The organism is Aquirufa sp. A-Brett2-15D (assembly GCF_054558735.1).
In genome coordinates this window covers 1-12,372 of the sequence record NZ_JBSKFT010000001.1, presented here as the reverse complement: position 1 = coordinate 12,372, position 12,372 = coordinate 1, and the positions used below count along the sequence as shown (strand labels likewise).

The window sequence follows — 12,372 nt, the reverse complement described above, 5'->3', positions numbered from 1 at the left end:
AGGCACCCCATTAATTAACTATCTGTAGCTTTAGGCTTTCTAGCTCTTGGCTTCGCAGCCACTTCTTTAGAGGCTGCGGGCTTTTTAGCCGGCGCCTTTTTTGTTGGCGTCTTTTTTACTGGGGTCTTTTTAACTACCTCAGCCTTCTTAGGCGCATTTTTCTTTTCCTCTGCTAAATCGCGCTCATCTTTTGCATCTTTACGCTTCTTCTCTGTCTCGCCTTTGATAAACTCTTGGTAAGAGGTTAATTGTTCGAATGGACGTGGGCCTACTAAAGCCTCTAGATCACTTTGAAACAATACCTCTTTTTCCAATAATTGCTCGGCTAAAATTGTCAATTTATCTTTCTTCGATGTTAACAATTTCTTCGTACGCTCGTAAGCTTCTTTGATGATTTTACGAACTTCTTCATCAATTTCACGTGCTGTCGTTTCAGAATACGGCTTATTAAACTGGTATTCTGAACCTTTCGAATCGTAGTAAGATATGTTACCTAATTTCTCATTCATACCATAAATGGTCACCATAGAATAGGCTAATTTAGTAATACGTTCTAAATCGTTCTGAGCACCGGTAGAAATCTTACCAAACACAATTTCTTCTGCTGCACGACCTCCTAAGGTCACACACATTTCATCCATTAATTGCTCTGTGCGATACAAAAACTGTTCCTTAGGCAAATATTGTGCATAGCCTAAAGCCGCTACACCACGAGGTACAATTGAAACCTTCACTAACGGATTCGCATGCTCTAAAAACCAACCCGCAATAGCGTGCCCCGCTTCATGGAAAGCAACAATTTTCTTCTCTTCAGGAGAAATCAATTTGTTTTTCTTCTCTAAACCACCAATCACGCGATCCATCGCCTCTTGGAAGTCATCCATATCAACTGCTGTTTTAGAACGACGAGCAGCGATTAAGGCAGCCTCATTACAAACGTTTGCGATTTCAGCACCAGCAAATCCAGGAGTTTGAGCTGCAAGCTCTTTAGGATCCGTATCAGCTGCTAATTTCAATGGCTTTAAATGGACTTTAAAGATGGCTTCACGTCCAATAATATCGGGTTTATCAATCGAAATTTGACGATCAAAACGACCTGGACGCAGCAAAGCAGGATCCAATACATCCGGACGGTTTGTTGCCGCCATAATGATAATACCCGAATCCGTTGCAAAACCATCCATTTCCACTAAAAGGGAATTTAGCGTATTTTCACGCTCATCGTTGCCACCAGGCATTGAACCGCGACCACGGGAACGACCTACTGCATCAATTTCATCAATAAAGATAATACAAGGCGATTTTTCTTTCGCTTGCTTAAATAAATCACGCACACGTGCTGCTCCTACACCCACAAACATTTCAACGAAGTCAGAACCAGAAAGCGAGAAAAATGGCACACCAGCTTCGCCAGCAACCGCTTTTGCTAATAAGGTTTTACCCGTACCAGGAGCGCCTACTAATAGCGCACCTTTCGGGATTTTACCTCCTAAATCGGTGAATTTTTTAGGGAATTTTAAGAACTCAACAATCTCTTGAATCTCTTCTTTAGCCTCATCTAATCCCGCTACATCATCAAAAGTAATCTTTACCTTCGATTCACCCTCGATTAAAGTGGCACGTGAACGACCAATATTGAATATCTGACCGCCACCGCCAGCTCCACCACCCATGCGGAAGAACAAGAAGTAGAAACTTAATCCCATCAAAATGAAGAAACCCCAAGTACCTAACCAGTCCAGTGGACCCGTTCTAGTCTCCGGAGAAGCCATCACTTGCTCATTGCGCGGGAACATTTTCTGGCGATCTTCTAAAAAACGCTCAAAGCTCTCTTTTGAATTAATTTCGAATTCAAAGTGAGGAACCTGCGCCGTAGGAGCTAATTTCTGAGTCGTATTTTTCTTGAAATATTTCGGAATATAAGCCGACTTAAGACTTACTTCGACTATTTTATCATTCACAATAATAACCTTCTCCACCTCTTTTTGAATCAACATAGATTCAAACTGTTTTATGGTAATGGGCTGCAATGTGGTCTCTTTCGAGAAGAAAAACATACTAATAACGGCGATCACTAAACCTACTACCATCCAACTTTGGAATCCACCTACTGGTTTCTTAGGCATTCTTGGTTGTAAGCCAGAGCGCTTCGCATTTTTGAAATTGTTACCTTGTTTGGCCATTTTATATTTTTATTGTTGGGCATTAAACACCTAGAATGGTGCAAAGGTTCTATAAATCTAAAAATAAAATTAATCTGGGAAAACCGTGAATTTTGCATCTCCCCACAACTCTTCTAACTTAAAGAAAGCACGTTTATCTTTCAAAAATACATGAACTATAACGTCATAATAATCCATCAAAATCCACTCGCGGTTTGCTTTTCCTTCCACTGCACGAACGTGAATTTTACCTGATTCCCAAACTTCTTTATCCACTGAATCAGCAATCGCATCAATTTGCGTATCTGAAGTACCTGAACAAATCACGAAAAAGTCCGTAAAAGCGTTATCCACTTTACGTAAATCCAACACCGTAATTTCCTGTGCTTTTTTATCCTGCATGCCTTTTACCACCCAGCTCACCATTTCTTCTGACGCATCGACTTGCTTAGCGACTTTCTTAAGAGTTTTACTCATAAATGTTTTTTCTGTATTAATTTGTATAACAAGAAACCTATAACGAATAAAAATCTAAATTTGTTCTTGTAACCCTAAAATTACAAATAATAATTGAACAATTACCACGCCCCCACCCGCTTCATAGGCAAAAAGAGTAAATATGTAGACATTTGTTCATCGACAAATTCTATGGCCTTTCAAGAGGCTTTAAACGAAGATTTACCGGAAGGATTTGCTTGGATAGCGGGGCATCAAACGGCTGGTCGAGGTCAACGAGGGAATACCTGGGATACGGAACCAAACTTAAACCTCACCTTGTCTATTTTATTGCGACCTCCACACCACTTAGTAGAGAAGCAATTCTATCTCAGCAAAGCCATAGCAAACGGAATTTTATCCGGATTGGAATCCTGGTCGCGCGCAACGCAAGGCGAAAGTTTTAATTTTGAAATCAAATGGCCTAATGACATCTATTTGGATGGCATAAAAATGGGTGGAATCTTAATTGAAAATAATTTTCAAGCGGGTAAGTGGAGCTTCTCCATCATCGGAATTGGACTAAATATCAACCAAACTCAATTTGAAAATATGAGAGGTCACTCTCTTCGATCCTATTTGGACCTAAAGCAAGCCATCTCTCTGCCCGAAATCTATGACTATATCTCACTAGGAATAGAAGAATCATACTCCCTGTTTAATGAAGAGCAATTTAAGCGTATCGACGAAATTTATCATGAAAAACTATTTAGACGCTTGCAGTGGACTCTATACGAAGCTTCAAATGAAAAATTTGAAGGAAAAATTTTAGGTGTAAATGAGCAAGGATTATTAGAAATTGAAAAAAAATTCACGGTAGAATCCTATGATTTGAAGGAAATAAGTTTTATTTTCCCTTCATAAATACCTCTACACTGGATTATTATGATATCACATTACCAAAGCAATTTGGAGAATTTCCTTCATTGGGCTGAACAAACTCCAACGCAACTTTATTTAAGACAACCTCTAGGAAATCAATTCATTGACTACTCTTATTCCGATGCTGCTGTAGAGGTAAGAAAAATGGCACGATACATTCAAGATTACCTGAAAAAGGGTTCGAAAAATGTAGGTATTTTATCCAAAAACTCTGCCCATTGGATCATGGCAGATTTGGCGATTTCGGCAGCAGGAGCTATTTCGGTCCCTTTCTATGCGACCCTTACTAAAGAGCAACTAAACCAGGTATTAGTTCATTCCGAGTGCCGAATTTTAATTGTTGGCAAATTAGACAATTGGGACAAAATCAAAGACGGAATTCCTACGAATATCTTACTGATTCATACCCCAGAAAGTACAGAAAAAACAGGGATTCAGTGGTCAGATATTCTTAAAACCACCTCTGAAATTTCGACAATTCCTCAGCCAAAACCCAGCGATATTGCCACTATCGTCTATACGTCAGGAACCACTGGTATGCCTAAAGGAGTTATGATCAATTACGGGGGAATTGAAACCGGAATTAATATGGCTCGAGAAATCGCCTTACTAGACTTAGCGGACACTCGATTTATCTCTTATTTACCTTTGTGCCATATTGCAGAACGAAATTTCGTCGAATTTTCAGCGACAGCTGCGGGTGGAACTATATATTTTGTGGAGAACTTAGACACTTTCTCTACGAATCTAGCTAGCGCTAGACCAACGCATTTCTTAGCTGTGCCGCGTATTTGGGCTAAATTTCAGGAGGGAATTTTACAAAAAATTGGGGGCCAAAAGAAACTGAATCTTCTACTCAGCATTCCAATTGTCAAAAATATCATTCAGAAAAAGATTCAAAAAGGGCTCGGACTTGATTGTGCAAAACTAACCGTTACGGGTGCTGCACCCATATCGGAAGAGCTGATGGTTTGGTTTCAAAAACTAGGCATCTTTATCCAGGAGGCATACGGAATGACAGAAAATATGGGCTTAACCACACTTATGCCACGCAATCAAATCAAACTCGGAACAGTAGGCCGAATTCATCCTGATTGCGAAACTCGTATTGATCCAATTTCGCAGGAGATTCAAATGAGAGCTCCATATAATACCATAGGTTATTTCAAGGAGCCTTCCTTAACACAGGAATTGTACACAGAGGACGGATGGTTGAAAACAGGGGATCAAGGCGAATTGAGTCATGATGGATTTATCTCCATCATAGGCCGCGTTAAAGATAATTTTAAAACAGCTAAAGGACATTATGTAGCCCCAGCGCCAATCGAAAACAAATTAAACACCCATGAATACATTGAACAGGTCTGCGTTGTGGGTATTAATCTACCGCAGCCGATTGTACTCGTTGTCCTTAGCGCTCTGGGGAAATCGAAAGATCGATCTGATATTTTAAGCGCCTTACAACTCCTTCGAGATAAAGTCAATCCTGCATTAAGAAATTATGAACATTTAAAGAAAATGGTGATCGTTAAGGAAGATTGGAACGTAGAAAATGAATGTTTGACGCCTACTATGAAGATTAAACGGCCGAGCATAGAAAAAAAATACCAAGCAAATTTCGAACCTTGGTATGCTAGTCAGGAGACGATTGTTTATGAATAAATCACTGTAAATGACTAAATTGCGGGGTGAAGTCAATCCGCCTCCTTTTAATTCTAATTCTCTACTTGTTTCTCACAGGAACAGTGAAGGCGCAATACATTACAGTCGATAGTGTCATTTTTAAAGGAAACGATAAAACGAGAGACAATATCCTTCTGAGAGAATTGGACTTTCTACCTGGCGACTCTATTTTAATTTCTGAATTAGATAGTCGACTGGAATTCAATCGACGAAAACTGAACAATACCAATTTATTTATTTGGGTAAAGGGGGATTATCACCAAAGTCAAACAGATCATATTAAAATTACCTACGAGTTCTTAGAACAGTGGTATTTATTAGCCTACCCTATCTTTCAATTAGCTGACCGAAATCTAAATGATTGGTGGTCTAGAGGCCGATCCTTAGAGCGTACTATTTATGGAGCTCATTTTATTCACAACAACTTCAGAGGAAGAAACGAAAGACTCAGCTTTAAAGCGGAGACAGGCTTTACGCAGCGGCTAGAATTAGGTTATTCTAACCCCTACATTGATATAAAAAAGACGCTCGGCTTAGGAGCCGCACTCAGCTATACTACTAATAAAAATCTTGCTGCCAGGACCATAAATGACACTTTACAGATTTTAAGTAGCGATAAAATTCTACGTGAACGCTGGAGCGGGGCTTTAAGCTTTCGCAAACGTCTCAAGTTTTACGATTTTCACTTTGCCGAGATTCGGTATAGCCATTCGGTAGTAGCAGACACCATCAGACAAGTAAATCCGAATTATTATTATAAAGGTTCGAATGAGCAAAACTTCTTGCAATTAACTTATGCTTATTCATACGATTTTAGAGATTTCGCTCCTTATCCCCTGAGAGGAAAGAAGATCGACTTAGGTTATAATTTTTATGGCATACTAGCACAAGATGCCTTGAACTATTGGGATGTGAAAGCTTCGATTGCTTATTTTTTCGATTTGGGCTCTAATTTTTTCATCACCACCCAATGGAAGGCCAAATTAACTCAAGAAAATAAAAATATTCCCTACGCGAACCTGCAAGCGCTTGGATATGGAAATGATAATGTGCGTGGTTATGAATTAAACGTCATTGATGGCACTAATTATTTACTTTCTAAAAACACCTTTAAGTACCAGTTATTTAATAAAATCATTCCGATTAAATTCATTCCGTATAAGCAATTTAACCAAATGCCGATAGCGGTTTATCCAACCGTATTTTTTGATTTTGCTTATGTGCACCAGCCTAATCCAGAATTATCCGCTACGCGCTTTGCTAATCGATGGATTTATGGCATGGGGCTGGGTTTTGATATTGTGACCTATTATAATTTTGTTTGTAAACTAGGTGTACCCATAGTTAATGGTGGGAAATCAGGTCTAGTAGTTAGTATTGGAAGGGAATTTTAGACAAAAAAAAGCCGATCAAAGACCGGCTCATTTTAAAAATACCTAACCACTAATAATCTTATATATTTTTAAGGCTTAAGCCCTTTAAATCGAATAATTTTTCCAAAAATAACAATTTTTATTATCATTGACGAAAATGATTTATTTTTGAGTATTAAAAAAAATAAGTCCAAACTATCTTAAAATGAAGAACCCATTAAATAAACAAATTGTTTCATTAATGACCCTTTTAATTTTTTTTACTGCAATGATTTGTTTAGAATCATGTAGCCAGGAAAAGAAAAGCGATAATTCCGAAAGCGCTCAAATGGTCGCCATCACGGCTGCTTGGGAAGATAGTGGAGAATGGGTGCAGAAACTAACTTTAAGCCCTAGTAAAATCATCAGAAATACAATCTGGGGACAAGACTTTAATTCCATTACAGACTCGCTAGACTTAGCTGAAACACAACCTGATGAAGGTAAGTCGTATACGCTGTATTTTGATGAATCCGATTTGAATTTTAGCGATATCACTTACGTCCCAAATGAACAAAATAAATTGCAAGCCATCATGTATGATATTTTTGTGGATTCAAGTGAAGACGTACAACCACTTATTGAAAAATGGAAAAGCTATCTGGATGCTAAATTTGGGGTATCCGAGGTAAATGGAAAAAAAATCCTTTGGACTAAAAATAAAAATACCCGAATCGAATTAGAGAACGTAAGTACTCCTAAGGATCCGGGCATTAAGATCAGCTTTCAATCGGCAGACTAAAAACAGCTATTATATTTTATAAATCCAACCGCGCGTATCAGCGATTTCGCCTAATCGAATTTGGCTAATTTCGTTAAATACTTTGGCAGAAAAATCATTCTCTTTGCGAGCAGGTAGCTCATAGTCTGTTCCCTCAAAACCAATCGTCTGAATAGGAGCAATAACAGCAGCAGTTCCAGCGCCAAAGGCCTCGGTAACTTGACCAGAGCTTATTCCTTCCACTAATTCCTTCACTGACAAAAGACGCTCCTGCACTTCAACGCCCCAATCTTTGGCAATTTGAATCACCGATTTTCTCGTTACACCATCTAAAATGGTATCACCCGTAGGCGCTGTAACAAGGACTCCATTTATAATGAACAATAGATTCATTGTGCCCGCTTCCTCGACGTATTGGTGAGTCGCCGCATCTGTCCAAATAATTTGGTCATAACCAGCTTTAGTCGCCTGAACGGTTGGATATAGAGATCCTCCATAATTCCCTGCGTTCTTTGCAAAACCTACTCCCCCTTTTGCTGCACGAATAAATTCTGTTTCTACTCGAACACGCAAGGGCTTTGTATAATAAGAGCCCACTGGGCAATTGAAAATAATAAACTTATAGGTAGTAGAAGGCGAAACCCCTACATACTCATCTGTGGCAAACATGAAGGGTCGAATGTACAGCGAGCTTCCCTCCTTTTCCGGAACCCAAGCATTATCTAATTGGATTAATTGCTTTAAACCTCCTAAGAAAATTTCTTCTGGAACTTCTGGCATGCACATACGAAGCGCTGACTTATTAAAACGCTTCATATTCTCTTCTGGACGAAATACCAATACCTCCCCTTTTTTAGAACGATACGCTTTCATTCCCTCAAAAATCGACTGACCATAATGAATGGACATCATCGCTGGTTGATAAGACAAAGGGCCATAAGGTTGGATTTGGACAGATTTCCATACTCCGTCTGCATATTCAGCGACGAGCATGTGATCAGCAAAACTGCGGCCGAAAGCCAAATTGTCAAAATCTACCTCGCTTAAGCGAGATTTAGACGTTTTTTGAAAGGTAATTTGCATAAAGTTTTGTTTCTATTTGCCGGAATTCCAAGGTATCTCAGGGATGTCCAATGATTGGTGTAAATAACGGCACAACATAAATAAGTAATCTGATAATCTATTAACATAAGCGATTGCCGTCGCGTAATCTTCTTTTTCTTCCACTTGAACCCAGCGAATTAAGCTGCGCTCTGCACGTCGACAAACGGTCCGAGCTATTTGAGCTGCGGCAATGGTAGGATGTCCACCAGGCAAAATAAAGAAGCGCATAGGCGCTAACTTAGCATCAATTTCATCAATCATCTCCTCAATCGCAACTATATCTTGCAGAGAAATCAATTTCATATTCCCTAAATATTCCTTCGAATCACTCGCCACATGAGCGCCTAAAACGAATAGACTCGACTGAATTGGTTGCAAATTAGACGCTAACTCCTTGTCTAGCTGACAGATCAAAGCACCCAGGTGACAATTTAATTCGTCGATATCACCGATAGCATCCATTCGAACATCGGATTTAGACAATCCTTTTCCATCCGCTAATCGAGTAAATCCACCATCACCATTCTTTGTATAGATTGCCATTATATTAGGTTTATCTACAAAAATAATAGAAATAAAGATTAGGTCGGTATGAATTTCAAAACTAATTTTGCAGACATTTTAATCAACTATGTCGATAGACTATTTTGCATCTCGAGTTTGGCGAATTTTTTCCATGGTGGCGTTCGGAATCTCCTTGTTATTCATTTACCGAGGCCTTCCTGATCCTACTGCTGTGCATTTTGGTGAAACAGGACGAGGGGATGGATTTCTGCCAAAAGAAGAAATATTTTACCTAGTGGCCGGAATTATTACTTTATTGAATGTTTTTGCCCTATTATTGATCAAATCCATCGAGAAAATTCCAACAGAAAAATGGTCTCAAATCGTGGCTGTTTTTGCTGAAAAAGGCAACGAGACAATTAAAAGCACCTTTGTAAACTGGTTACACTTCTTTCCTGCCATCATTAATACCTATTTAATCCTTGTGATGAGAGCATTATTAATGTTAAATGACGAAAGAACGAATCAAACAGATTACAGCTATATACCAGCCTTGGGCGTGGTATTCTTATTGATTTGGCTGATATATTTACCCATTCGATTATTCACAAGCCCTAAATTCGAAGAGGAACTATGAGTATTCAAATGCCGAATATTCCCATTCAGGCCTTTGATTATCCATTACCTGAATCGAAAATCGCCCAATTCCCTATAGCTAACCGCCACGATTCTAAACTATTGGTCTTTACTGATGGGGCTATTCAGCATGAAGCATTTCGGAATTTAGCAGATCAATTACCTGAGAATGCTTTATTAATTTTCAATAATACCAAAGTTATTCCTGCCCGCATTCCTCTAATCAAAGAGAATGGGGTAGCGATCGAACTATTTTTATTGCATCCTACGTCCGACTCAGCTCCTACTGAACAATTAATGGACAGTAAAGGAGAAATTACCTGGGAATGCCTAGTGGGGAATAAAAAGCGCTGGAAGGACGGCGATGTGCTAAAAAAAGGTGATTTACGCTTTTCCTGGTTAAATCGAGAGGAGAATCAGATTCGAATTAATTGGGATACAGACCAAAGTTTTGCCCAAATATTAGACGAAATCGGCAAAATACCCTTACCTCCTTATATGGAGCGCGAGGCAGAGCTTACTGATTCCGATCGTTACCAAACTTTGTTTTCAGAAAAACTGGGTGCCGTAGCCGCTCCCACGGCAAGCTTACATTTCTCCGATGAGGTATTAGCCGATTTAGACCTTCGCTTAATTCAGAAAACGTATCTAACCTTGCACGTCGGGGCCGGGACTTTCTTACCTGTAAAAGAAGATGACGTTAAAAACCACCCGATGCATCGGGAACAATTAGTCTTTACCCCTGCCTTAATTGAAACCTTATTAGCACACAAAGGACCCTATATTCCCGTCGGAACGACTTCTCTACGTGCTGTAGAAAGTTTATATTGGAGTGGGGTTTGGCTAATAGAAAAAAAAACTTTGGAAAATGAAACTTTAATCATTCCCAAAGAATACGCGTATGAAGTGAGGGATAAAAGCATCTCCATCAAAGATTCATTAGAAGCTGTTCTTGCTTATCTAAAGGCTAATAAATTAGAGCATTGGCTAGCAGAAACGGAAATATTAATTATGCCGGGCTATAAGCTACATTTCTGCGATGCGCTTATCACTAATTTTCACCAACCAAAATCAACTCTATTAGTGTTGATCGCCGCCTTAATTGGCGATGATTGGAAGAAGGTTTATGAGGCAGCTTTGGAAAACGAATACCGCTTCCTTAGTTATGGGGATTCCTCCTTATTATATAAAAAGAAGAATATTTAGCGGAACTTACTATTTTTGCAAAAAACAGATGATGATAAATTTCATAGAAGAATTACGTTGGAGAGGGATGTTACACGATATGATTCCTGGTTTAGAGGATCAGTTAGCCAAAGAAATGACGGTGGCTTATATCGGTTTTGACCCTACTGCACCGAGTCTTCACATTGGAAATTTAGCTGCCATAATGCTTTTAAAGCACTTTCAGTTGTCTGGTCATAAGCCCATCGCTTTAGTGGGTGGCGCTACCGGAATGATAGGTGATCCATCTGGAAAATCAGCTGAACGCGATTTTCTTTCGGAAGATACGCTTCGAGCAAATCAAATCGGCATTCAATCACAATTAGAGAAATTCTTGGAATTTCACGGCGGGGCTAATTCGGCTGAGCTGGTTAATAATTATGATTGGTTCAAAGAATTCAGCTTCCTAGGTTTCCTACGCGAAGCAGGTAAATTCTTAACCGTTAATTATATGATGTCTAAGGATTCGGTCAAAAAGCGTTTGGAAACCGGCATCTCTTTTACTGAATTCTCCTATCAATTATTACAAGGCTACGATTTTTACCATTTATATAAGAACAAAAATGTGCGTCTTCAAATGGGTGGATCTGATCAGTGGGGAAATATTACCACGGGTACAGAGATCATTCGCCGCAAAGAAGGACACGATGAGGATTCCACAGAACGCGCAGCCTTCGCTTTAACTACTCCTTTGGTTACTAAGGCAGATGGATCCAAATTTGGCAAATCGGAATCGGGAAATGTTTGGTTAGATCCTACTAGAACCTCTCCTTTCGCCTTCTATCAGTTTTGGTTAAATGCAGCGGATGCAGACGTACCTCGTTTAATCCGCGTATTTACGTTATTTTCAAAGGAACAAATCGAAGAAATGGAACGTGCTCACTCAGAAGCACCACACCTTCGCATCCTTCAAAAAGCCGTAGCTGAAGAAGTAACAACGCGCGTACACGGAGCAGACCTTTGTGCCTTAGTTATCGAAGCATCTGCTTTACTCTTTTCTAAAGATGCTATTGAACTTCTAACGAATGCCTCTGATGCACTTATTGCACAATTACCCGTGCATGAAGTTTCCGCTACTTTATTAGCAGAATGCCAAAACCTCACCGACCTAATCAGCGTCGGAACTGAAAATCTAATTTGTTCATCTAAAGGAGAAGCCAGAAAAGCCATCCAAGGAAATGCCATCAGTGTAAATAAGGTCAAAATCACTGACCCTGCCAGCCCACTAAATTTCGATAAAATCAAGGGCAAATTCCTTTTGATAGGAAACGGAAAGCAGAAAAATTATATTTTATCCTTCGAATAGTCTAGGATTCGTATCCCAAACAAAAAAAACACAAAATAATTAGAGTGCAGTTTGTAGATTATAAAATAATCCTACATCTTTGCACTCCCAATCGCTAGGAACAAACGGTTTCTAGGGCAAGACTGAAAGAAAAGACGGTGATTAAATTCACGACAAGGCGGGTTGCTTTGTTGGTCTATTTTGGAGGTACAAGAGTTCTTTGACGTGTTGATAGAAATAAAGAAGAGATACTGTGTTTAAATC

General features: G+C 39.3%; 11 protein-coding genes. 7 read left to right on the top strand and 4 right to left on the bottom strand.

Annotated elements, in window-relative coordinates:
- Positions 1-14: 14 nt before the first annotated feature.
- Complete coding sequence (gene ftsH, locus ACST14_RS00055) at positions 15-2,183, bottom strand: ATP-dependent zinc metalloprotease FtsH (RefSeq protein ID WP_459459310.1); 2,169 nt, start codon at positions 2,181-2,183, stop codon at positions 15-17.
- A 69-nt stretch (positions 2,184-2,252) separates the two neighbouring features.
- A complete protein-coding gene (gene rsfS, locus ACST14_RS00050; RefSeq protein ID WP_459459309.1) occupies positions 2,253-2,639 on the bottom strand; it encodes a ribosome silencing factor in 387 nt (128 codons plus the stop codon).
- Positions 2,640-2,732: 93 nt separating this feature from the next.
- On the opposite strand from rsfS, the gene ACST14_RS00045 reads away from it, so the two are divergent.
- The 4 genes from ACST14_RS00045 (at position 2,733) to ACST14_RS00030 (ending at position 7,376) form a co-directional block, all read left to right on the top strand.
- Positions 2,733-3,521: a biotin--[acetyl-CoA-carboxylase] ligase gene (locus ACST14_RS00045; protein ID WP_459459307.1), complete on the top strand. Its 789-nt coding sequence runs from the start codon at positions 2,733-2,735 to the stop codon at positions 3,519-3,521.
- Between the two features lie 21 nt (positions 3,522-3,542).
- A complete protein-coding gene (locus ACST14_RS00040; RefSeq protein WP_459459305.1) occupies positions 3,543-5,201 on the top strand; it encodes an AMP-binding protein in 1,659 nt (552 codons plus the stop codon).
- Positions 5,202-5,227: 26 nt separating this feature from the next.
- The gene (locus tag ACST14_RS00035; RefSeq protein WP_459459303.1) at positions 5,228-6,616 is read left to right on the top strand and encodes a BamA/TamA family outer membrane protein; all 1,389 of its coding nucleotides are present in this window, start codon (positions 5,228-5,230) and stop codon (positions 6,614-6,616) included.
- Positions 6,617-6,800: 184 nt separating this feature from the next.
- The gene (locus ACST14_RS00030; protein ID WP_459459301.1) at positions 6,801-7,376 is read left to right on the top strand and encodes a hypothetical protein; all 576 of its coding nucleotides are present in this window, start codon (positions 6,801-6,803) and stop codon (positions 7,374-7,376) included.
- A 9-nt stretch (positions 7,377-7,385) separates the two neighbouring features.
- On the opposite strand, the gene ACST14_RS00025 is transcribed toward ACST14_RS00030, so the two are convergent.
- On the bottom strand, positions 7,386-8,438 hold the full coding sequence (locus ACST14_RS00025) for a branched-chain amino acid aminotransferase (RefSeq protein ID WP_459459299.1): 1,053 nt from the start codon (positions 8,436-8,438) through the stop codon (positions 7,386-7,388).
- A 12-nt stretch (positions 8,439-8,450) separates the two neighbouring features.
- On the bottom strand, positions 8,451-9,002 hold the full coding sequence (locus tag ACST14_RS00020) for a cob(I)yrinic acid a,c-diamide adenosyltransferase (RefSeq protein WP_459459298.1): 552 nt from the start codon (positions 9,000-9,002) through the stop codon (positions 8,451-8,453).
- Positions 9,003-9,090: 88 nt separating this feature from the next.
- Between ACST14_RS00020 and ACST14_RS00015 the strand changes: the two genes are divergently transcribed.
- Genes ACST14_RS00015 through tyrS form a run of 3 tightly spaced genes read left to right on the top strand, consistent with a single transcriptional unit; the run spans position 9,091 to position 12,129 of the window.
- Positions 9,091-9,600, top strand: a complete 510-nt coding sequence (locus tag ACST14_RS00015) for a hypothetical protein (protein ID WP_459459296.1) — start codon at positions 9,091-9,093, stop codon at positions 9,598-9,600.
- The gene (locus tag ACST14_RS00010; protein ID WP_459459294.1) at positions 9,597-10,805 is read left to right on the top strand and encodes an S-adenosylmethionine:tRNA ribosyltransferase-isomerase; all 1,209 of its coding nucleotides are present in this window, start codon (positions 9,597-9,599) and stop codon (positions 10,803-10,805) included. Before ACST14_RS00015 ends, ACST14_RS00010 begins: the two co-directional genes overlap by 4 nt.
- A gap of 34 nt (positions 10,806-10,839) precedes the next feature.
- Positions 10,840-12,129, top strand: a complete 1,290-nt coding sequence (gene tyrS, locus ACST14_RS00005; protein WP_459461226.1) for a tyrosine--tRNA ligase — start codon at positions 10,840-10,842, stop codon at positions 12,127-12,129.
- Positions 12,130-12,372: the final 243 nt, after the last annotated feature.